The 22,450-nt window shown below is 68.8% G+C and carries 14 protein-coding genes and 2 pseudogenes; 12 read left to right on the top strand and 4 right to left on the bottom strand.

The window, feature by feature from the left end; translation table 11 throughout:
* Positions 1–35 precede the first annotated feature (35 nt).
* The 3 genes from ACXJLH_RS25415 to ACXJLH_RS25405 all read left to right on the top strand — a co-directional run bounded on the left by ACXJLH_RS25415 (position 36) and on the right by ACXJLH_RS25405 (position 5,527).
* A complete protein-coding gene (locus ACXJLH_RS25415) occupies positions 36–2,036 on the top strand; it encodes a M13 family metallopeptidase (protein ID WP_457447094.1) in 2,001 nt (666 codons plus the stop codon).
* A 149-nt stretch (positions 2,037–2,185) separates the two neighbouring features.
* The gene (locus tag ACXJLH_RS25410) at positions 2,186–4,069 is read left to right on the top strand and encodes a potassium transporter Kup (protein WP_056192339.1); all 1,884 of its coding nucleotides are present in this window, start codon (positions 2,186–2,188) and stop codon (positions 4,067–4,069) included.
* Between the two features lie 138 nt (positions 4,070–4,207).
* Positions 4,208–5,527: an APC family permease gene (locus tag ACXJLH_RS25405; RefSeq protein ID WP_457350932.1), complete on the top strand. Its 1,320-nt coding sequence runs from the start codon at positions 4,208–4,210 to the stop codon at positions 5,525–5,527.
* Here the strand turns inward: ACXJLH_RS25405 and ACXJLH_RS25400 are convergent.
* Entirely contained in the window at positions 5,524–6,294 is a 771-nt protein-coding gene (locus ACXJLH_RS25400; protein ID WP_457320178.1) for a class II glutamine amidotransferase, read from the bottom strand. The genes ACXJLH_RS25405 and ACXJLH_RS25400 overlap by 4 nt on opposite strands.
* 44 nt (positions 6,295–6,338) lie before the next feature.
* Here ACXJLH_RS25400 and ACXJLH_RS25395 point away from each other — a divergent pair, with 44 nt between their 5' ends.
* The 3 genes from ACXJLH_RS25395 to ACXJLH_RS25385 are packed head-to-tail and all read left to right on the top strand — an operon-like array spanning position 6,339 to position 10,214.
* Positions 6,339–7,517: a benzoate/H(+) symporter BenE family transporter gene (locus ACXJLH_RS25395; RefSeq protein ID WP_457447092.1), complete on the top strand. Its 1,179-nt coding sequence runs from the start codon at positions 6,339–6,341 to the stop codon at positions 7,515–7,517.
* 58 nt (positions 7,518–7,575) lie between these two features.
* Positions 7,576–8,523 (top strand): glutathione synthase, encoded by a 948-nt coding sequence (gshB, locus tag ACXJLH_RS25390; protein WP_457390552.1) that lies wholly within the window; start codon positions 7,576–7,578, stop codon positions 8,521–8,523.
* Complete coding sequence (locus ACXJLH_RS25385; protein WP_457447090.1) at positions 8,520–10,214, top strand: DUF885 domain-containing protein; 1,695 nt, start codon at positions 8,520–8,522, stop codon at positions 10,212–10,214. Before gshB ends, ACXJLH_RS25385 begins: the two co-directional genes overlap by 4 nt.
* On the opposite strand, the gene ACXJLH_RS25380 is transcribed toward ACXJLH_RS25385, so the two are convergent.
* The gene (locus tag ACXJLH_RS25380; RefSeq protein ID WP_457447088.1) at positions 10,204–12,117 is read right to left on the bottom strand and encodes a hypothetical protein; all 1,914 of its coding nucleotides are present in this window, start codon (positions 12,115–12,117) and stop codon (positions 10,204–10,206) included. The genes ACXJLH_RS25385 and ACXJLH_RS25380 overlap by 11 nt on opposite strands.
* A 33-nt stretch (positions 12,118–12,150) precedes the next feature.
* Positions 12,151–13,374, bottom strand: coding sequence for a flavin-dependent oxidoreductase (locus ACXJLH_RS25375; RefSeq protein WP_457447086.1), 1,224 nt, complete (start codon positions 13,372–13,374; stop codon positions 12,151–12,153).
* 64 nt (positions 13,375–13,438) lie between these two features.
* Between ACXJLH_RS25375 and ACXJLH_RS25370 the strand changes: the two genes are divergently transcribed.
* The 6 genes and pseudogenes from ACXJLH_RS25370 to ACXJLH_RS25345 all read left to right on the top strand — a co-directional run bounded on the left by ACXJLH_RS25370 (position 13,439) and on the right by ACXJLH_RS25345 (position 21,718).
* Positions 13,439–13,942 (top strand): MarR family winged helix-turn-helix transcriptional regulator, encoded by a 504-nt coding sequence (locus ACXJLH_RS25370; RefSeq protein ID WP_457447084.1) that lies wholly within the window; start codon positions 13,439–13,441, stop codon positions 13,940–13,942.
* Between the two features lie 26 nt (positions 13,943–13,968).
* Positions 13,969–14,928 (top strand): Bug family tripartite tricarboxylate transporter substrate binding protein, encoded by a 960-nt coding sequence (locus ACXJLH_RS25365; protein ID WP_457390557.1) that lies wholly within the window; start codon positions 13,969–13,971, stop codon positions 14,926–14,928.
* Between the two features lie 27 nt (positions 14,929–14,955).
* Positions 14,956–17,376: a tetratricopeptide repeat protein gene (locus tag ACXJLH_RS25360; RefSeq protein WP_457447082.1), complete on the top strand. Its 2,421-nt coding sequence runs from the start codon at positions 14,956–14,958 to the stop codon at positions 17,374–17,376.
* Positions 17,373–19,499, top strand: coding sequence for an FUSC family protein (locus ACXJLH_RS25355; RefSeq protein WP_457447080.1), 2,127 nt, complete (start codon positions 17,373–17,375; stop codon positions 19,497–19,499). The genes ACXJLH_RS25360 and ACXJLH_RS25355 overlap by 4 nt, the downstream gene beginning before the upstream one ends.
* 2 nt (positions 19,500–19,501) lie before the next feature.
* Positions 19,502–20,602, top strand: coding sequence for an S-(hydroxymethyl)glutathione dehydrogenase/class III alcohol dehydrogenase (locus ACXJLH_RS25350; protein WP_457390583.1), 1,101 nt, complete (start codon positions 19,502–19,504; stop codon positions 20,600–20,602).
* A gap of 166 nt (positions 20,603–20,768) precedes the next feature.
* Positions 20,769–21,718 (top strand): annotated as a pseudogene (locus tag ACXJLH_RS25345) (IS481 family transposase).
* A 537-nt stretch (positions 21,719–22,255) separates the two neighbouring features.
* On the opposite strand, the pseudogene ACXJLH_RS25340 reads toward ACXJLH_RS25345, so the two are convergent.
* Positions 22,256–22,450, bottom strand: a pseudogene (locus tag ACXJLH_RS25340) (IS481 family transposase); the annotation flags it as partial.

The raw sequence follows: 22,450 nt of genomic DNA, 5'->3' as shown, positions 1-22,450 counted from the left end.
CTAGGCTGGCGGTTTCGCGCAAACCGCTGCCCCAGATGAAGATCTACCGCCTCGCCGCCCTCGTTCTGTCCCTTCAGTTGGCCGGCCTTGCCGGTGCCGCACCGCATTCCGGCCTCGACCTCGCCGGCATCGACCGCGCCGTGCGCCCGCAGGACGACCTGTTCCGCGCCGGCAACGGCCATTGGCTGTCCACCACCGAGATCCCGGCCGACAAGTCCTCCTTCGGCATGGTGGCCCAGCTGCGCGACCTGTCCGACCAGCGCGTGCGCGCCCTCGTCGAGGGAGCGGCCCAGGCCAAGCCCGGTTCGGCGGAACACAAGATCGGCGCCTATTACGCCGGGTTCATGGACACCGCGGCCATCGACAAGGCCGGCATGGCGCCGATGAAGCCCATGCTGGACAGCATCGCCGCCCTCCAGACCCGCCAGCAGCTCGCCGCCTGGCTGGGGCGCCAAAACGGCGTCATCGACCAGCCGCTGACGATGGTCGTCGATGCCGACTTCAAGCAGCCCGGCATCAACCGCCTGACGCTGAACCAGACCGGCCTGGGCCTGCCGAACCGCGACTACTACCTGAAGGACGACGCTCGCATGGCCGCCGCCCGCACGGCCTACCAGACCTATCTGCAGGTGCTGGCCGGCGCGGCCGGTCTGCCGGAAGGCGCCGCTGCACGCGCTTACGCCTTCGAGCAGCGTCTGGCCGAAGCCCAGTGGCCGGCCGAGGAAAACCGCGACCCGCAGAAGATCTACAACCCGATGACGCCGGCGGAACTGGCCGCCAAGGCGCCGGGCCTGGACTGGGCGGCCCTGCTGGCGGCCGCCGGCGTGCCGGCGCCCGACCGTGTCATCGTGGCCCAGCCCAGCTATGCCGCGGCCGCCGCCCAACTGATGGCCGAGGCGCCGCTGGAGGATGTGCGCGCCTATCTCGCCCTGCGCGCGCTGGATCTGGGCGCCGATGTGCTGCCCCAGCCGCTGCGGGAGGCCCGCTTCGCCTTCCGTGGCACGGCGCTGAGCGGCGCCAAGACCGAGCAGCCACGCTGGCAGCAGGCCGTGGCCGACCTGAACAACGCGCTGGGCGAGGCGGTCGGCGAGGCCTATGTGAAGCGCAACTTCCAGGCCGCCGACAAGGCCCGCATGCTCAAGCTGGTCAACAACCTGATGGCCGCCTATGGCGAGTCCATCGACGGCCTGGGCTGGATGACGCCCGCCACCAAGGCCAAGGCCAAGGACAAGCTCTCCAAATACCTGGTCAAGATCGGCTACCCCGATGTCTGGCGCAGTTATGCCGCGCTGGACGTGAAGGTGGGAGATCCGCTGGGCAACCGCCAGCGCGCCGCGCAGTTCGAATGGCAGCGCCAGGTGGCCAAGGCCGGTAAGCCGGTCGACAAGCGCGAATGGGGCATGACGCCCCAGACCGTCAACGCCTACTACAACCCGACCTTCAACGAGATCGTCTTCCCGGCCGCCGTGCTGCAGCCGCCGCTGTACAACACCCGCGCCGACGACGCGGTCAACTACGGCGCCATCGGGGCCGTCATCGGCCACGAGATCAGCCATGGCTTCGACGACGAGGGCAGCCAGTTCGACGGCGACGGGGCGCTGGCCAACTGGTGGACCGATGCCGACCGCCAGGCTTTCGAGAAGGTCGGCGAGCGCCTGGTGGCCCAGTACGCCGCCTACGAGCCCATTGCGGGCAAGCATGTGAACGGCAAGCTGACGCTGGGCGAGAACATGGCCGACCTGTCCGGCCTGCAGATCGCCTACAAGGCCTATCTGCGCTCGCTGGGCGGCAAGCCGGCCCCGGTCATCGACGGCCTCACCGGCCCGCAGCGCTTCTTCATGGGCTGGTCGCAGGCCTGGCGCGAAAAGATGCGCGAGCCGCGCCGCCTGCAGCAACTGACGGCCGACCCGCACTCGCCCGCGGAGTTCCGCGCCAATGGCGCCGCCGTCAACCACGACGGCTTCCACGAAGCCTTCAAGACCCAGGCCGGCGACAGGATGTTCAAGCCCGCGGAGGCGCGCATCCGCATCTGGTGAGAGGGTCGCCCGCGCTTACGCCTGCAGAGGGGCAGGCGTCAAGCCTCGGAACCATGGTTTTGCTGCGCTGCACAAAAACCCAAAACCGGGCGCAGAATCCCCTCTTTCGAACAACAAAAGCCACTGCTCAAGCCGGTGGCCTTCGCGAAGTGAGTTCTTCTCATGCGGCCCGCAGCCCCTCGGCGCTGGCGGGTCTGACCCTCGGGGCCCTCGGAGTGGTCTATGGCGACATCGGCACCAGCCCGCTGTATGCCCTCAAAGAAGTCTTCCATGGCGGTCATGTCAGCACGACGCCCGAGAACATCCTTGGCGTGCTGTCCCTGCTGTTCTGGACGCTGACCGTCGTCGTTTCGATCAAGTATGTGCTGCTGATCCTGCGCGCCGACAACAACGGTGAGGGCGGCCTCATCGCCATGCTGGCGCTGGCCACCAATGCCGTGAACGACAAGCCGCCGCTGCGCCGCACGCTGATGCTGGTCGGCCTGTTCGGCACGGCCATCTTCTTCGGCGACGCCGTCATCACGCCGGCCATGACGGTGCTGGGCGCCGTCGAGGGCATCGACGTCTATGAGCCGCATCTGCACGACGCCATCCTGCCGATCACGCTGATCGTCATGGTCGGCCTGTTCGCCGTGCAGCGCTTCGGCACCGGCGGCATCGGCAAGGCCTTCGGGCCCATCATGATGCTGTGGTTCCTGACACTGGTGGCGCTGGGCCTGCCGCACATCTTCGAGAACCCGCGTGTGCTGGCGGCCGTCAATCCCGTCTATGCGCTGCACTTCTGCCTCGAATACCGCTGGGTCGCCTTTGTCGCCCTGGGCGCCGTCGTGCTCGTCGTCACGGGCGGCGAGGCTCTGTATGCCGACCTGGGCCATTTCGGCAAGAAGCCCATCCGCATCGCCTGGTATGGCGTCGTCATGCCGGCCCTGGTGATCAACTATTTCGGCCAGGGCGCCATGCTGCTGGACAACCCCGAAGGCGTGAAGAACCCTTTCTTCCTGCTGGCACCCGGCTGGGCCGAGATTCCCCTCTTCCTGCTTGCCACTGGCGCGGCCATCGTTGCGTCGCAGGCCCTGATCACGGCGGCCTTCTCGGTCACCAAGCAGGCCATCCAGCTCGGCATCCTGCCGCGGCTGCGCGTGCTCCACACCAGCGTGCGCGACATCGGCCAGATCTACGTGCCCTTCATCAACTGGGGCCTGTTCAGCCTGGTGATCCTGGCCGTCGTCTTCTTCGGCTCGTCCACCAAGCTGGCCGGGGCCTACGGCGTGGCCGTCACCATCGACATGACGATCACCACGGTGATGACCTTCTTCGTCATCCGCTACGGCTGGAAATACCCGCTGGCGCTGTGCATCGCGGCCACGGGCATCTTCTTCCTCATCGACGTCACCTTCCTCGCGTCCAACCTGCTCAAGGTTGCCGCCGGCGGTTGGTTCCCGCTCTTGATCGGTATCGGCATGTTCACGCTGATGCTGACCTGGAAGCAGGGCCGCAAGCAGCTGTCCGACAAGCTGCGCGAGGACGCCATCGAGCTGGACACCTTCCTCGACGCCGTCTTCATCAACCCGCCGACCCGCGTGGCCGGTACGGCCGTCTTCCTGTCGTCCGAGAAGGGCTCCACGCCCAACGCGCTGCTGCATAACCTCAAGCACAACAAGGTGCTGCACGAGCAGAACGTCTTCGTCACCGTCAAGCACCATGAGGTGCCCTGGGTCGGCTTCGAGAAGCGCTGCGAGGTCGAGGCCCTGGGGCACTGCTGCTGGCAGGTGGCCCTGCACTTCGGCTTCAAGAACGAGCCCGACGTGCCCGAGGCCCTGGCCCTGCTGAAGAAGCATGGCGTGCAGCTCGACGAGATGGAGACCAGCTACTTCCTGAGCCGCGACATCGTCATCCCGACCATCGGCTCGGGCATGGCGCTGTGGCGCGAGAAGCTGTTCGCCAGCATGCACCGCAACGCGGCCGCCGCGGCCGACTTCCTGCACCTGCCAACCAACCGCATCGTCGAGCTGGGCAGCAAGGTCGAGATATAGGCCCACCCCCTACGCGCTTCGCGCGCCCCCTCAAGGGGGCACTGCCAGTGGCCCGGCAGAGCCGGTTCCACGGCAGTCGCGCGAGGGTGCGTCCGGCTGCGCCGGCCGCAGAGCGTCGAGCTTTAGCATCGCGGGCCTATGTCACTGCCCACCCCTGAACGTCGTCTTGGCGCGCGGCATGCCGGCGCCCTCTGCGTCGGCATGGTCGTCGGTGCCGGCATCTTCAAGACCTCGCCCATGGTGGCGCAGTCCCTGCCCGACGCGGGGCAGCTCTATCTGGCCTGGGCCCTGGGCGGCGTGCTGTCCTTTGTCGGCGCGCTGTGCTTTGCCGAGCTGGCTTCGGCATTCCCCGATGCCGGCGGCGACTATCACTTCCTGCGCCGGGCTTTTGGCCGGCGGCTGGGCTTCCTGTTCGCCTGGTCGCGCTTCGCTGTCATCCACACCGGCTCGATGGCGCTGCTGGGTTTCGTCTTCGGCGACTATCTCGCGCAGGTGGTCGATCTGAGCCCCTGGCTGGGCACCCATGCCAGCGCATTGCTGGCGGCCGCGCTGATCGTGCTGCTGACCGGGCTGAACCTGCTGGGCGTGCGCGTGGGCCTGGGCACGCAGCTGGGCCTGACGACGCTGGTGATTGCCGGCCTGCTACTGCTTGGCTTCGCGGCCGGCGCGCAGCAGCTCGGCGGTCAGCCGCCCGCGACGCAAGGCGCGGCCACCCTGGAGACCAACTGGGGCACGGCCATGGTCTTCGTCTTCCTGGCCTATGGCGGCTGGAGCGACGCGGCGACGCTGTCGGCTGAAATGCGCGACGAGAAGCGCGGCATCGTCCGTGCGCTGCTGCTGGGCTTGAGCGTGGTGATGGTCCTCTACCTGCTCGCCAACTGGGCCTATGTGCGCGTGCTGGGCCTGCCCGGGCTGGCGCGCAGCGAGGCGCCGGCCGCCGAGCTGATGCGCCTTGCCCTTGGCCGTGGTGCCGAGTTGCTGATGGTGGGTGTGGTCACGTTGACCGCGCTGTCGGTCATGAACGCCATCCTGATCGCCGGCCCGCGCACCACCTATGCCGCGGCGCGCGATCTCGCGGCCGAGTGGCGGCTGGCGCACTGGAACGCACGCCGCGGCACGCCCAGTGCGGCCGTCGTCGCGACATCGGCCGTGGCTCTGTTGCTCGTCGGCCTTGGCGACCTGACGCGTGGTGGTTTCTCGACCATGGTGGACTATCTGTCGCCCGTCTACTGGTTCTTCCTGGTGCTCAGCGGCCTGGCGCTGATCGTGCTGCGCCGCCGCGAGCCCGAGCGGCTGCGACCGTTTCGCGTGCCGCTGTACCCGTGGCTGCCCCTGCTGTTCAGCGCCTGCAGCAGCTATGTGCTGTGGTCCAGCCTGGTCTATGTGAAGGCCGGCGCCATCGTCGGCGTGGTCGTGCTGGCGGTGGGCGCGTTGCTGCTTTGGTGGCGAGGCACCTAGCCGCAGAGCAGCCGGCGCTCGATGCGCCCGTCATGCACATGCACGACCTCGCCCTTGGCCAGCGGCTGCCAGGCCTCGGCGTCGTCGCCCAGCGGCTCCGACGCAATCGCCCAGCCGCCCGGCTGGGGCTTGAGATAGAGGCTGGGCGGCTTGTCGTCGCTGGCCCAGCGCACCGCCCAGAGCTGCTCGCCATCGGCCAGTGCCGCCGAGAAGCGCAGCGGCGTGGTGATGCCGCGCGCCCCCATTTCGTCCACCGTGTCCAGCAGCACCTGGCGCGTTGCCGCCTCGACCGTCGCGCCGGCCTTCACGCGGCCCATGATGAGCAGGAAGAGCAGCTCCGAATCCGTCGCGCCGCGCTTCAGGTCGTAGAGCTCGTCGCTCAGCTGCGTCTCCATCACCCGGCGCAGGCGCGGGAAGTCGCCGATCTGGCCGTTGTGGATGAAGAGATAGCGGTCCAGATGAAAGGGATGGCAGTTCTGCCTGGAGACGCCGCCCCCGGTCGCCGCCCGCACATGGGCCATGAAGAGATGGGAGCGCACATTGGCGCACAGGGCCATCAGGTTGTCGTCGCTCCAGGCCGGCATCACCTCGCGGTAGACGCCCGGCGTGTCGCGCTCGCCATACCAGCCGATGCCGAAGCCGTCACCATTGGTGACCGACTTGGCCTCCGAAGCCTGCAGGCTCTGGCGCACCAGCGAATGGCGCGGCTTGCAGACCAGGTCTTCCAGAAAGATCGCGTCGCCCGAGTAGGCAAGGAACCGGCACATCCGTCGTGCACTTCCGTCGTTGAGGTGGCGGCTATGCTGGCCGCATGCGTCGTTTGCTGCAAGACTTTTCGCCCTCGACCGTTGTTGCCGGCTTCGTTGCGGTGCTGGTGGGCTACACCAGCTCGGTGGCCATCATCTTCCAGGCCACCGTGGCACTGGGCGCCACGCAGGCCCAGACCGCCTCCTGGCTGTGGGCCCTGGGCCTGGGCATGGGCGTCACCAGCATCGCCTTGAGCTTGTGGACCCGCCAGCCCGTGCTGACGGCATGGTCCACACCGGGCGCCGCCCTGCTCGCGTCCACCTCGGGCCTGGACATGCCCGAGGCGGTCGGCGCCTTCATCGTCTGCGGCCTGCTCATTGCCTGGGCCGGCGCCAGTGGCTGGTTCGAGAGGCTGATGGACCGCATTCCCGTGGCCGTCGCCTCGGCGCTGCTGGCCGGCGTGCTGGCCCGTTTCGGCCTGGACGCGGTGACCAGCGCCAAGACCGCGCCGGAGCTCGTCCTGGCGATGGCCGCGGCCTATCTGCTGGGGCGGCGCCTGTGGCCGCGTTACGCGGTGCCCGGCGTGCTGATCGCCGGCGTCATCGTCGCCCTGGTCCAGGGCCGGCTCAGCTTCCTCGGCATCGACACGGGCCAGATCTTCGTGACGCCGGTCTGGACCGCGCCCCAGTTCACCTGGCATGCCGCCATCGGCGTGGCCCTGCCGCTGTTCATCGTCACGATGGCCTCGCAGAACCTGCCCGGTGTTGCGGCCCAGCGGGCCAGTGGCTATGCAACGCCGGTGTCCGCTTCCATCGCTGTGACCGGCGCGGCGACGACGCTGCTGGCGCCCTTTGGCGGCTATGCCTTCAACCTGGCCGCCATCACGGCCGCCATCTGCATGGGCCGTGAGGCGCATGAGGACCCGGCACGGCGCTACACGGCGTCCATCGCCGCGGGCCTGTTCTATGTCCTCGTCGGCCTGGCGGGCGGCGCCGTCGCCATGCTGCTGGCCGCCTTCCCGCGCGAACTCGTCGCGGCGATCGCCGGCCTGGCCCTGCTGGGCACTATCGCCGGCGCGCTCGCCACGTCGCTGAAGGACGAGGGCCACCGCGACGCGGCCATCCTGACCTTCCTGGTCTGCCTGTCCGGCATCAGCGTCTTCGGCATCGGCGCGGCCTTCTGGGGTGTGGTGGCGGGCGGCATCGCGACGCTCGCCGCGACCTTCCGCCGCACTCGGCCTTAGGTGGGCGAGGCGGCCGGCCCTGTGCAACACTGGCCGGATTGCACAGGCCCCCTCGATCATGAAGCTGCTCTTCGTTGCCGACCCCCTCGATACCTTCAAGACCTACAAGGACTCCACCTTCGCCATGATGCGCGAGGCCGCCCGGCGCGGCCACAGCATCGTCGCCTGCGAGGCCAGCCAGCTCGTCTGGCTGCGCGGCGGCCGCGTCACGGCGCGCGGCGCGCTGGAGATCTCGCTGACGGGCGATGCCGATGCCTGGTACACCGTCACGTCGACCGGTGATGTCGCCCTGGCCGACGTCGATGCCGTGCTGATGCGCAAGGACCCGCCCTTTGACAGCGAGTTCTTCTACGCCACCCACCTGCTCAGCCAGGCCGAGCGAGAGGGCGCCCGCGTTTTCAACCGGGCCAGCGCCCTGCGCGAGCACCCCGAGAAGCTGGCCATCCTCGAGTTCCCGCAGTTCATCTCGCCGACGCTCGTCACGCGCGACCCGGCCGAGATCCGCGCCTTCCATGCCGAGCAGCGCGACATCATCTTGAAGCCCCTGGACGGCATGGGCGGCATGGGCATCTTCCGCGTCAAGGAAGATGGCCTGAACCTTGGCAGCATCATCGAGACGCTGAACAAGGACGGCACGCAGACGGTCATGGTGCAGCGCTTCATCCCGGCCATCACGGAGGGCGACAAGCGCATCCTCATCATCGGCGGCAAGCCCGTGCCGCATTGCCTGGCGCGCATCCCGCAGGGCAACGAGGTGCGCGGCAACCTGGCCGCCGGCGGCAAGGGCGTGGCCCGCCCGCTGACCGCTCGCGACCGCGAGATCGCCGAATACCTCGGCCCCATCCTGGCCGCACGCGGCCTGCTGCTGGTGGGCCTGGACGTCATCGGCGAGAACGTCACCGAGATCAACGTGACCAGCCCGACCTGCTTCCAGGAGATCACGGACCAAAGCGGCTTCGACGTGGCCAAGATGTTCGTCGATGCGTTGGAAGAGGCCATGGCATGAGGCGCCGTGACTTCACCGCCTTCGGCCTGTCGGCCGTTGCGTTGCCGGCATTCGCCCAGGATGCGGGCTTCGGCAAGCTGACCGACAAGTTCCTAGAGGCACTGTGGCGCCAGGACCCCGATGCCGCCGTGGCCGCCGGGCGCTTCGAGTTCGCCCAGCAAGTCACTCTGCCGAGCAACGCCCAGCGCGAGCGCATGCGGGCCTTCCTGACGCAGTGGCAGGCCGAGTTCGAGCGCCAACCCGAGGCGGCGCTGAACACCAGCCAGCGTATGGATCGCGCGGTATTGATTGCCAAGATCCAGAGCGACCTCTGGCGACTGGACACGCTGCGCGAATGGTCCTGGAACCCTGCCGAGCACAACCCCGCGGCGCCCCTGGACCTGCTGCTCAACACCGACTACGCCCCGCTGGCCGCCCGCCTGGCGGCGCTGAAGCCGCGCATCGCAGCATTGCCCGCCTACTACCGCGCGGCGCGAACCAGCCTGGCCGGCGTCACGCGCGAGCACACTGAGCTGGCCATCCAGCAGGCACCGGGCGTGCTCAGCGTGCTCGACGACATTGCCAAGCGTGCGGCCGAAGCGGGCCAGGCCGTGGCCTTCAAAGCGCCGTTGAACCAGGCCCGCGCCGCGGTGAGCAGCTATGTGGGCCATCTGAAGCAACTGCTGCCTACGGCACGGCGGCCCTTCCGCCTCGGCGCGACGCTGTACGAGCCCAAGTTCGCCCACGACATCCAGTCGGCCCGCACAGCCCGCGAAACCTATGAGCTGGCCCAGCAACGCCGCGAGGAGGTGTTGGCCAGCATGCAGACGCAAGCCGCAGCGCTGTGGCCGAGCGTCATCGGCAGCGAGGCGCCTCCTGCCGACCGCTTTGCGCTGATCGGCCGCGTCATCGCCAAGCTCAGCGAAAGGCATGTGGCCCGCGAGCGTTTCGTTGACGAGATCCGCGCCCAGATCCCGCAGCTCGAAGCCTGGGTGCGCGAGCACGACCTGCTGAGCCAGGACGCCAGCAAACCGCTGGCCGTGCGCGAGACGCCCGAATACCAGCGCGGCGTGGCCGGCGCCAGCATCGAGGCGCCCGGCGCCTACCGGCCCCAGGACCGCACCTATTACAACGTCACGCCGCTGGACGACCTGACGCCCGAGCAGGCCGAGAGTTCACTGCGCGAATACAACCACTGGATCCTGCAGATCCTCAACATCCACGAGGCCATCCCCGGCCACTACACCCAGCTCGTGCACGCCAACCGCGCGCCGAGCAAGGTCAAGGCCCTGTTCGGCAACGGTGCGATGGTGGAAGGCTGGGCCGTCTACGGCGAGCGCATGATGATCGAGAGCGGCTACGGCGCCTCGCCCGAAATGACGCTGATGTACGGCAAATGGCATCTGCGCTCGGTCACCAACACCGTGCTCGACTACAGCGTGCACGTGCTCGGTATGAGCGAGGCCGACGCGCTGGACCTGCTGGTGCGCCAGGCCTTCCAGACCGAGCGCGAGGCCAAGGAAAAGTGGCGGCGCGTGCAGCTCAGCTCGGTGCAACTGACCAGCTACTTCAGCGGCTACAGCGAGATCTTTGCGCTGCGCGAGGCGTTGAAAGCCAAGCCAGGCTTCAACCTCAAGGCCTTCCACGAGCAGTTCCTGAGCTATGGCAATGCGCCCGTGCGCCTCATCGCGGCGGACATGCTCAAAGCGTGAAGTGATCGTGCACCCGCGGCGCCGTCGCCGCGGGGTCGTCGTTGCGCCAGACCGGCCCCGGCGTGCCCGCACGCCGCCAGCGCCGCGGCACCCGGTCGATGGCAATGAAGAAGGCCTGCATGCTGCCGTCCGGCGTGATGCAAAAGCGCAAAAAGCCCTTGTGGTCCTGTCCGTCCAGGGCTGAGTAGGCGTTGTTGGTCAGCAGGCCCAGCCGGCACATCAGCGCCAGATAGCCGCCAAACAGCGCCGAGCCCAGCACGGCGCCGCCGATGAACACGCCCACGCCGACCAGCAGCGAATGCAGGATCAGCCCCAGCCACTGGTCGCGGCTGCCCAGGCCCGCCCACAGGCTGACGGCCTGGTGCATGAAGAACTCCAGGCTGAACACCGCCAGCACGTGCACGCCCGCATGCACGGCACCCATGCCCCAGGTGACGGCCCAGCGCTTGGTGCGACCGTCGTCGGGTGACAGCTCGTCCACGGCCTCGCGGCCCATGGTCATGCAGCCAAAGGCCATCAGCCCGTTGATCAGAAAGCCCAGCGGGCTGAACACCATCGCCTTGAGCCATAGCGCCAGCACGGCCAGGTAGTCGCCCGGCCCGTAGGCCCACAGCGGCTGGAAACCATCGGCCCGGAACGACCAGGAGAAGGGGCTGGAGTTCAGGTAGGCGTTGAACCAGTACAGCGCGCCCAGCAGCAGCGCAAAGCCCACGTTGCCGTTGCCGCCCTCCCGACGCGGCAGGAAGGCGAACAGATTGCGCCAGGCCCGCCCCTGCGACGCTTCGGCCGCCGGGTAGACGGTGGCTTCCTTGCGCTCGAAATGCACACCCCGGGCGCGCCGGCCCGTCAGGCCGACCTTGAGGGCCGGCGTCTCGGTGCGTGGCTCGGGCGGGATGCAGTCCTCGGTGTCGAAGGCCTGCAGCCGCACGGGCCGTGTGGTCGCCCTGGTGTGCGTCGGGTGGGTGAAGGCGCCGCCGCAGCCGCAGGTGACGAGGCGGCCGTCTCGGGCCAGATCTTGGGAGTCCCAACGCATGTAGTGGTGCAGGTCGCCGGCCAGGCGCAGCCGGATGCGGCCGCGCAGCAGGCCCTCCAGGCGCTGGTAGCGCTTGGGGTGGCTCTCATCGGCGCCGTCGCCGATGGGCCGTGTCCAGTAGGGCTCGGGGTAGATGAGGATGACCTTGTCGTCCGGGCCGATGACGGCCGGCTTGCCATGGCCGCCGATGGCCAGGGCCTCGAACTGCTCGTACTGGTCGCGGTCGATGTCACGCGTCAGTGCAAAGTCCAGGGCCAGGGCCCACCAGCCGCCGGGCAGCTTGACGCAGAAATAGGACTGGCGCTGTGGAATGTCGGCGCCCAGCAGCGGCGCGGAGTCGTAGCCGCGCACGAAGTAGCGGCTGAAGGTCGAGGCCGAGTCCATCCAGTCGTGGTTCTGCGGCACGGCCGCCAGCGTCAGCCGCCGGCCACGCACCAGGGTGTCGGCGAAGTCGTTGCGCACCGCTTCGAACATCTCGACGAAGCGGAAGCGGTAGTCCTCGGTGCTGGCAGCCGGGTAGGCGAGGTCGCCGCCGAACAGCAGCAACTGGCCTCTTGGGAGGGTCTGCAAGGTCTCGCCGTCGAGAGCCAGCTCGGGCGCCAGCGCGGCGCTCGCCACCGCATAGCTGGCGTTGCCGCCGTCGCCGGTGTCGGCGATGAAATCAAACCAGAACGTACCGTCGGCCTCGGGCTGGCTGCGGTCGATGACCACCAGCGGTTGCGGCTGTGCCTCGCGGCCGTCGCGGTTGCGCAGCTGGTCCAGTGACGACAGCACCTGGTTGGCGGCCGTCCACAGCACGCTGGGTTGGTACCAGGCGACCGGATGGCGTTCGTGGGGTGGAACGGAGCGGCCGAGCTTGGGTGAAGGCATGGGGCGCGATGATCCTCGCGGCCCCGGCGGTGATCAAGGGGCGCGTGTGCGATGCCCCGCAGCCGCCTTGTACGCATTGATCTCGGCCGCCACCTCTGCCGGGGCGATGACATCCGCCAGATTCGTGAAGCCCTCCGGCGCCAGCGCCTCCACGCGGTCCAGGATGGCGTCCAGCCCTTCCCTGCGGTTCATCTCGACGATGCGGGCGCACATGGGCCGCCGTTCGTCCTCGTAGGCGGCCAGTCCCGTGTCGAGGTCGGCGTGTGCGCTCAGGGCCTCGGCCAGCGCCTTGGCATCCATGATGGCCTGGGTCGCGCCGTTGGAGCCGATCGGCACCATCGGGTGGGCTGCGTCACCCAGCAGCGTCGAGCGGCCGAGCTGCCAGCGTGGCAGCGGATCGCGATCCACCATGGGCCATTCCAGCATCTGCTCGGCGCGGCTGATGAGGCCAGGCACGTCCAGCCAGTCGAAGTGCCAGTGACCAAAGGTGGGCAGCAGGTCGTCGAGATTGCCGGCGCGGCTCCAGTCGGCGCGGTCGGGGGCGGTCAGGCCGGGCGTGGGCTCCTGCACGCGGCGGTCGGCGATCCAGTTGATGAGCTGCAGCCCGTCGGCCCGCGGCGCGCCAATCGGGTAGACGACGAACTTGGCCTGGCTGTGGCCGGCCTGCACCATGGTGCGGCCGTCCAGGAAGGGCGGCGCCCAGGTCGTGCCACGCCACATCATGACGCCGCGCCAACAGGGCGCACCTTCGTCGGGTGCCAGGCGGCGGCGCAGGGCGGAGTGGATGCCGTCGGCGCCGATGACGAGATCCGCCGCCTGCTCGCGCGGGCCGTCCACGGTTGCGATCTCGGCAATGGCGCGGTCGCCTTCATCGCGCACGTTGACGACGCGCTGGCCGTCGAGCACCGTGACCTTGGCCGAGGCTTCGGCCCAGAGCCGCATCTGCAGCTCACCGCGATGGATGCTGAACTGCGGATGGCTGTAGCCGCCCTCCAGGCCGCGCGGGTCGCGGTAGATGGCCTGGCCGTGCTTGTTGGCGAAGACGAGGGCCGAGGTCTCGACGGCCATGTCGCGCAGCGCCGGCAGCAGGCCCAATTCGTCCAGCACGGCGACCGCATGCGGCAACAGGTTGATGCCCACGCCCAGCGGTTTAGGTTCCCGCACCGACTCCAGCACCGTCACGGCGTGGCCGCGTGCGTGCAGGGCCAGCGCGGCCGTCAGCCCGCCGATGCCACCGCCTGCGATCAGGATCTTCATGAGCTCAGGTTAACTCAGGGTAAGCGAGATAGTTGCAGTGAGCAACAAAAACTAAGCTGGATTGGTGAGCACGCCCGACGGCCCCAGCGCCATTCCTCCCGAAGGCCCGATGTTGCCTGTTCCCGGGCTGGATTACGGCCTGCTGGACGGCTTGCTGGGCTATGCGCTGCGGCGCGCGCAGAACGCGCTCTACCTGGACTTCTACCGCGCCACCGCCGAGTGGGACATCAGCCCGCCGCGCTTTGCCGCCCTGGTGCTGATCGCACGCAACCCCGGCCTGCGCCAGGGGCTGCTCGGCCAGGCCATGGGCCTGCACCGCAGCGGCGCGCTGCGCCTGACCGACTGGCTCACCGCCCAGGGCTGGGTCGAGCGCCGCGACGCGCCCGACGACGCGCGCAGCTGGGGCCTGCATCTGACGCCGGCCGGCAAAAGACTGCTGGCCAAGCTTGAAGCCGCCGTCGCCGAGCATGACCGTGCACTGGTCCGGGCCCTGGGCGACCAGGGGCCTGCACTGCAAACGGCCCTGGAGCGCCTCGCCCGCGTTGCCACTGCAGCGCCTATCAACTGACAACACGACCGGAGACAAGAGAAATGATGCAACGACGCCACCTGATGCTTTCCTTCGCGGCCTTGCCGCTCGCTGCGCGCGCGCAAGGCCAGCCGCCGCGCATCCTCGTCGGTTTCCCGGCCGGCGGCTCGGTGGATACGACGGCCCGCCGCTTCGCCGAATTCGGCCGCGGCAAGCTGGCCGAGACCATCCTCGTCGAGCAGAAGGTGGGCGCCGGCGGGCGCATCGCCATTGGCGCGCTGAAGGACGCGGCCCCCGACGGCCTGACGATGCTGCTCGGCCCTTCGTCCATGTTCACCGTCTACCCGCATGCCTACCGCAAGCTGGCCTACAACCCGGCGACCGACGTCATCCCGGTCTCGCCATTGGCGCTGTCGACCTGCGGTTTCGGCGTCGGGCCTCAGGTGCCGGCCACCGTCAAGACACTGGCGCAACTGGCCGACTGGCTGAAGGCCAACCCCGACAAGGCCGCCTACGCCTCGCCCGCAGCGGGCGCCATGCCCCACTTCCTCGGCAACCAGTTCGAGCACGCGGCCGGCCTCAAGCTCACGCACGCGCCCTACCGAGGCGCGGCGCCCGGCATGCAGGACCTGATGGGCGGCCAGATTGCCGCGGGCTGCTTCTCCATCGGCGACTTCCTGCCCCACCTCGCCTCCGGCCGCGTGCGCCTGCTCGGCGTGACCGACAAGGCCCGCTCGCGCTTCGTGCCCGATGTGCCCACCTTCGAGGAGCAGGGCTTCAAGGGCATCGTTGGCGTCGAGACCTACGGCCTCTTCCTGCCGGCCAAGACGCCGCAGGCGACGGTCGACAAGCTGGCTGAAGTGGCCCGCGCCGCGGTGCGCGAGCCCGGCGTCATCGAGGCCCTGGCCAAGCTGGGGTTCGAGCCGCTGTCACTGCCGCCGGCAGACTACGCCAAGCGCCTGGCCGCCGAACGCGAGTACTGGGGGCCGGTCGTCAAGGCGTCGGGGTTCTCGTCGGACGATTAGCATCGGCGCTCCACTCATGGAGCCTGAATGCCCTGGCGTCGACTGGCTGTTGGCCTCGCTGCTTGCCTTGCTGTTTGCCTGACCCTGAATGCGGCCCATGCGGCGACCGACGCCGCGCGGCTGCAGGCGTTGCTGACCGAACAGCAATACGCCGCGGCGCGCGCCGATGTCGACGCATTGCTGCGCGCCAGGCAACCCGATGCCACCGAGCGCGGTGTCATCTACCAATGGCTGTTCGCCCGTGATGACGGTGCCGCCATCGACCGCCGCACGCGAGGCGTGCTGCTTGATCCCCAGGCCGACGCCATCGATCTGCTGGCCGCCGGTCGCCTGGCGCTGGACCGGCGCGACTTCGAGCGCGCCAGGCAGTGCTTCGAGAAGGCTTTGGCGCGGGCAACGCGGCCCGTCGACAAGGCGCAGGCCCTGCGCGGCCTCGGCCAGCGCCGCTATCAGCTGCGCGAGTTCGACGCCTCGCTGCACAAGCTCGAAGCCGGCATCGCCGCCGAACGCACTGCCGACGGCCTGGCGGCGCTGGCTGACACGCTGATCCGCCTGGGCCGCACCGAGGACGCCATTGCCGCGGCCGAGGGCGCCGTGTCGATCAATCGCCACCATGAGGCTGCCCACTACCTGCTCGGCAATGGCTATGTGCGCGAGAACTACAGCCAGCTCGCTGCTCGCCTGGGCGACGGCTTTGCACCGCTGATGGCCGACGTGAGGCGTGCCTCCGATGCCTTCGAAAAGGGCGACTTCGACACGGCGCTGCTCATCAGCCTCGCCGTGCTGGAGCGTTGCCCGCAGCTCGGCCGGGCTCATGCCATCGCGGCCAAGGCGCTGGAGTCGCAGCGCTTTGCCATTGATGTGCACCGCGCCGACTACGAGCGCCGCTTCAAGGCCCTGCCCATGCCCACCGTGCCGGGCATCGAGCGCTATGTACTGAACTGGAAAGAGCTGTCGCCGCGCCACCAGAAGCGTGTGGCACTGTCCGTCGCGCCGTGGAAGGCCTTCATCCCGGTGCTGGTGGAAGGGGGCGCTACCCACTTCATCAAGCCGATGTGGATGCGTCTGTCCGAGACGCCGCAGGCCCATGCGCTCAAGGATGCGCGCATCGACTACGACTCGCGCCTCTGGGACGACGTACGCGGCATGGGCGGGCACTTCACCGTCACCGGCATCGAAGACGTCGAGCGCAGCATCTTCGATCGCTACAACACCGTGCTGCACGAGCTGACCCACCAGGTCCATGGCGTGCTGACGGCCGACCAGGCGCGCAGCATCGAGACCCTCTACCAGCAGGCCAAGTCGCGTGACGCCAGGACACGCAACGGCTTCCTGTCGCGGTATGCCGGCGGCTCGGTGTGGGAGTATTTCGCCGAGGGCGCCAATGCCGCGGCCTCGCCACGGCGCGACGCGTATGACGGCCGCGAGATCGTGCGCGAGCGCCTCATCGAGATGGACCCGGCCCTGCGTGCCGAGATCCGGCGCTTCTTCGCCCAGCGCGACACGCGCGCCAGCTTGCCTGTGGCCCTGGTCAATGCCGGCAACCAGAAGCTGGAAGATGGCCAGCTGGCCGAGGCCAAGCCGCTGTTTGCGCGCGCTCTCAAGCTCGCGCCCACCGACGAGCGCGCGCTGACGGCCCAGCTCAATGCGCTGGCCATCGAGGGTGATGGCGCCGCCGTTGCTGAACTGGCGGCCCGCGCCCTGGCTGCTCATCCGCGCAGCGGTGCGCTGCGCGCGGGTGTCGCCGACGCCCTCTGGCATGGCGGCCGCCCACTGGCTGCCGAGGTTGTGCCTGACCTGGGGCGCGATGTCGAGGCGCTGAAGGGCGAGGACCGCTTCCGCGTCGACCTCGCGCTGGCCGACTACTACCGGCGCCTCGGCGATGTGCCGCGGGCGCTGGCGGCCTATGAGGCCGTGCTGGCCTACCAGGGCGACCAGCCTGAGGCGCTGTGGGGCCGTGCCGCCACGCTGGCGCTGGGCAGTCGCTGGGACGACGCCTTCAAGCAGTACGAGGCTGTGTTGCGGCTGCGCACCGGCCTCGTGCCGCTGCGCCGCGATTACGCGCTGGACCTGCTGCGCGCCGGCCGTAAGGAGGCGGCGCGAGCCCAGATCAAGGAAGCGCTGATCTTGGACCCCGCCGACCCCGACACGCTGGCGCTGAAAGGCTGGCTGGCCCTTCTCGATGGCGACGCCGATGCCGCACGCCGCGATGCCGAGGAAGCGCTGCGGCTGGGGCCGTGGAGCGATCTGGCCGTCATCGTCGAGGCCGCCGCGCTGCAGGCCCTGGGGCAGGGCGAGGCGGCGCAGGTGACTCTCGCGCCTTTGAAGCAGCGCATTGCCAGCAACGCGGCACCGCAATACGTCTACCGGCCCGAAAAGTCGGGCTGGTTCTCGGTGCATGAGCTGCCGGCCAGCGAGCGCCGTGTCATGGAGCTGTTCGTCAAGTGAGATTCATCAAGCGCCTGGAGGCGGCCCATCTGAATGGCCTCAGCGTGGCCCTGGGCGTGGCAGCCACGCATCTCGCCGTCGGCGCGCTGTTTGGCGAGACGGCGGGCCTGGCGGCCGTCGGTGGCGCCGTCTGCGCCAGCCTGACCGATCTGCCCAACCCGCCCCAGCGCGTGCTGCCGCGCGTGTTGCCGGCAGCGGCCGCCGCGGCGCTCGTGACGCTGCTGGTCGGACTGACGGACCACTCGCTCGCGTTGACCGTCGGCCTGATCGCCGTCGTCACCTTCCTGTCGTTGATGGCCCTGGCCTGGGGCCTGCGTGCCGGGCCGCTGTCGTTCGCACCGGTGCTGGCCATGGTCTTCGCGATGGCCTGGGACCGCACGGCCGGCGCCACGTCGCCGCTGGAGCACGCGCTTTGGGTGGGCCTGGGCGGCTGCGTTTATGCCGGCTGGGCGCGCGGCAGCGCGGTCGTGCTGCGCCACCGGCTGCGCGAGTTGGCACTGGCTACGGCACTGCGCGCCACCGAGAAGCGGCTGCGTTCGCGTGCCCAGCGCATTGCCGGCGCGGTGGGCGGCGCCGAGGCGAACATCCGTGCCTCCATTGCCGATGATGTGCTGCTCGCCGATGCATTGCAGGCCGCGCGCGACCAGGTTTTTTCCGCACGGCGCTCACCGCGCAGCCGCCGCCAGACCGACCTCGTGCTTGGCCTCATCGAGCTGCGCGACCTGCTGCTGGCCAGCCGGTTGGACACGGAGCTGCTGGGCCAGGACTTCCCAGGCCGCCAGTGGCGCGCCGCGCTGGCCGACGCGCTGCGCCACCTCGCCGACGTGCTCGCAGCCCTGGCCGACACCGTGGCCTATGGCGCACCGCTGCCCGAGGTGTCTGCCGACGCCTGGCGGGCGCAGTTGGCGGCGCGGTTGGCCGATGTCAGCGCGCCGGCTGGCGACTCGCGCACCCACCTCGCGTCCGCGCTGGCGTCGCGCGTCGGCCACATGCTGGACGACGTCAGCGCCATGGTGGCCCGCCAGACTGCCGCGGACAACCCCGACAGCCCCTGGACACCCGAGCGCCTCGCGCCCTTCGTGTCGCCCGAGGGCTGGCCGCTGGCGGCGCTGAAACCTCATCTGAACCTGCAATCCGGCGTCATGCGCCATGCGCTGCGCTCGGCGCTGGCGCTGTCGTTCGCCTATGCGCTGGGTGCGGCCTTGCCCTGGGCAGCCCACCCCTTCTGGTTGATGCTCAGCGTGGCCGTCGTGCTGCGCGGCAACCTGGAGCAGACGCTGTCACGCCGCAACGAACGCATCATCGGCACCGTGCAAGGCTGCCTGCTGGTGCTGCTGCTGGCGCACGTGAGCTGGACGCCGCTGCTGAGCCTGTGCTTCATCGCGGCCGTGGGCACGGCCCATGCCTATGTGAACCGCCGCTACCGTGTCGCCGCGACGGCCGCGACGTTGATGGCCCTGCTGCAGCCGCTGATGCTGGCGCCCGGCAGCGACCCCTTTATCGCCGAACGCCTGGCCGACACCGTCATCGGCGCGGGCCTGGCATGGCTGTTCAGCTTCGTGCTGCCGTCATGGGAGCGCGCCGCGGTGCCGAGGTTGGGGGCGCAGTTGCGCGGTGCGCTGGCACGGCATTCGGCCAACATGCTGCGCTGGATGCCCGGCGCCGAAGAACAGACCGCCCAGCGCCTGTCGCGCCAGCAGGCGTATACGGCACTCGCTGCGCTCGCTGCAGCGGCCCAGCGCACGCGTGTCGAGCCGGAGCGCGTGCGCCTGCCGGAGGCCGAGATCGAGTCGGCCTTGAGCCATGGTTATCGACTGATGGCGCTGCTCGGCGCGGTGCAGCACCAGGTGCAGCGCCGCACGGCCCGTCTTGACGCCGCCAAGGCCGAGACCGCACTGCCGCTGGCGCGCAAGGCCTGCGTGGATGTGCTCAAGGGCGAGCCCATGACGGGCACCGACCCGGCGGAGACGCCCGACGGCGACGCCGGCGCCTGGCCCGAGCATCTCGGCCAGCAGGACCTGACGCCCTGGCTGCTGCGCCGGCTCAGGCTGTGCCGCCTTGAAGCGCGCGAATTCGTCGCCGCACTGACCCGACTTCAAACCCCTGCAGGAGAACCGAAATGAGCATCCAGACCCGCGCCGCCGTCGCCTGGAAGGCCGGCCAACCGCTGAGCATCGAAACCCTGGACCTGGAAGGCCCGCGCGATGGCGAGGTGCTGGTTGAGGTCAAGGCCACCGGCATCTGCCACACCGACGACTTCACGCTGTCGGGCGCCGACCCCGAAGGCCTGTTCCCGGCCGTGCTCGGCCACGAGGGCGCGGGCGTCGTGCTGGAGAGCAAGGTGCCCTGGCTCAAAGCCGGCGACCATGTCATTCCGCTCTACACGCCCGAATGCCGCGAGTGCAAGTTCTGCCTGAGCCGCAAGACCAATCTCTGCCAGGCCATCCGCTCGACGCAGGGCAAGGGGCTGATGCCCAACGGCACGTCGCGCTTCTCGCTGAACGGCGAGCCCATCTTTCACTACATGGGCACCAGCACGTTCTCGAACCACATCGTCGTGCCCGGCATCGCGCTGGCCAAGATCCGGCCCGATGCGCCGTTCGACAAGGTCTGCTACATCGGCTGCGGCGTGACGACGGGCGTGGGCGCTGTGCTGTTCACGGCCAAGGTGGAGGCGGGCGCCAACGTGGTGGTCTTCGGCCTCGGCGGCATCGGCCTGAACGTCATCCAGGGCGCGAAGATGGTGGGCGCCGGCAAGATCATCGGCGTGGACATCAACCCGGCGCGCGAGGCGATGGCGCGGCAGTTCGGCATGACGGACTTCGTGAATCCCAAGGACGTGGGCAATGTTGTGGACCACATCGTGCAGCTGACCGATGGCGGTGCCGACTATTCGTTCGAATGCGTCGGCAATGTGCAGCTGATGCGCCAGGCGCTGGAATGCACGCACAAGGGTTGGGGGCGCAGCATCATCATCGGCGTGGCGCCGGCGGGGGCGGAGATTGCGACGCGGCCGTTCCAGTTGGTGACGGGGCGGAAGTGGGAAGGCTCGGCGTTTGGTGGCGCGCGCGGCCGGACGGATGTGCCGAAGATCGTCGACTGGTACATGGAAGGCAAGGTAAGGATCGATGAGCTGATCACGCACAAGTTGCCGCTGGAGAGGATCAACGAGGGGTTTGAGTTGATGCGAAGAGGAGAGAGCATTCGCTCGGTGGTGGAGTTTTGAGGAGGCCTTTGCCCAGTACCTCATGACTCGGTGCAGTGAGCCGGGAGTCCGCCCCGGCAGGGCGGGTAACTTTTCTCTGACGCGCTGTTTGGACCGGAGACATGGGTAACGGGTGTGCCAGGACATGGGTAACGCTTTCGGGGTTTCGAAGCCCCGGAAGAAGCCCATGGTCTGGATGGAGAAGAGCACCGTGTCCCTGCGTCAAGAGTTCGTGCACCTGGCCCGCCAGGACGGCGCCAACGTGCGCGCGTTGTGTCGCCAGTTCGGCATCAGCCCCAAGACCGGCTACAAGTGGCTGAGCCGTTTCGAAACCTGCGCGGGCGATGCGCAGGCGCTGCATGACCGCAGCCGTCGCCCGCTGAGCAGCCCCGCCCGCAGTGGCGACGCCATCGAGCAAGCCGTGCTCGGCGTGCGCCGCGAACACCCCGCCTGGGGTGGCCGCAAGATCGCCCGGCGGCTGATGGACCTCGGACAGGCGCAGGTCGCCCCAAGCACCGTCACCCACATCCTGCATCGCCATGGGTTGGTCAGCCCTGCGGCCAGCGACACCGCTCGGCCCTGGCAACGCTTCGAGCACGACGCGCCCAACAGCCTGTGGCAGATCGACTTCAAGGGCCACTTCCCCACGCTGGCCGGGCGCTGCCAGGCGCTCACGCTGCTGGACGATCACTCGCGCTTCAACCTGCGACTGCAGGCGCTGGCGCGCACCGACACGCCCTCGGTGAGGGAGCAACTCGTCCAGACCTTCGAACGCTACGGGCTGCCGCTGCGCATCAACGCCGACAACGGCTCGCCCTGGGGCAGCCCCAGCGGGCGCGGTCACAGCCTCAGCGAATTGGCCATCTGGCTGATCCGCCTGGGCGTGCAGGTGAGCTTCAGCGCCCCGCACCATCCGCAGACCAACGGCAAGCTGGAGCGGTTCCATCGCACGCTGGACGTGGAGGCTGGAACGGCTTCCTTCACTTCCAGGGCCGCCGACTGCATGTGTCCAGCGCGTTGAAGGGACTGCCCATCGGCATCCGCCCCAGCTCCGAATGCGACAGCGTGTACGACGTGTACTTCTGTCATCAGCGCTTCACGCAGTTCGACCTGCACGAGCAGCCGGTGGACACTTGAGAAGGTGTTACCCATGTCCTGGCACGGGTGTTACCCATGTCTCCGGTCCAAACAACGCGCCAGAGAAAAGTCACCGAAAGAGGAGCGCTCAATGCAATCCGCACTCGAGTGGCGGCATGCGCTCGCAAGCTCGGAGTGGGCCGTGCCCACAAGCGACCCGCTACGCTCTCGCTGCTGTCCCTGTGAAGACCATCATCCATTGCCCCTTCACTCCGGTTAACGCCGGCTGCACGCCGGGCTCATCAGGGAATACCGCGTCGCCCGAGCGACGCTGCATTGGGCTGTTCTGGTGAGCACGGCGTGCAGCCGCGCGTCGGACGGGCCTCTGGTGCGATGGATGTTGGTCGTGACAAGTCAGACGCGAGAGCGCAGCGGTTCGCTTCGTGCCGCAATGCCAGCGGTCGTTTTCGCGCGCCGCTCATGACGGCGTCGCGCTGGTGTGCGGTTCAGGGCCTCTTCTTTGGTGACTTTCTTCTGGCCCCGTGTTTGGACCGGAGACATGGGTAACACCCGTGCCAGGACATGGGTAACACCTTCTCAAGTGTCCACCGGCTGCTCGTGCAGGTCGAACTGCGTGAAGCGCTGATGACAGAAGTACACGTCGTACACGCTGTCGCATTCGGAGCTGGGGCGGATGCCGATGGGCAGTCCCTTCAACGCGCTGGACACATGCAGTCGGCGGCCCTGGAAGTGAAGGAAGCCGTTCCAGCCGACGTTAACGACGCAGTCGGT

The sequence above is a fragment of the Roseateles sp. P5_E4 genome (assembly GCF_054049255.1).
This window is presented reverse-complemented; position numbering and strand designations above follow the sequence as displayed.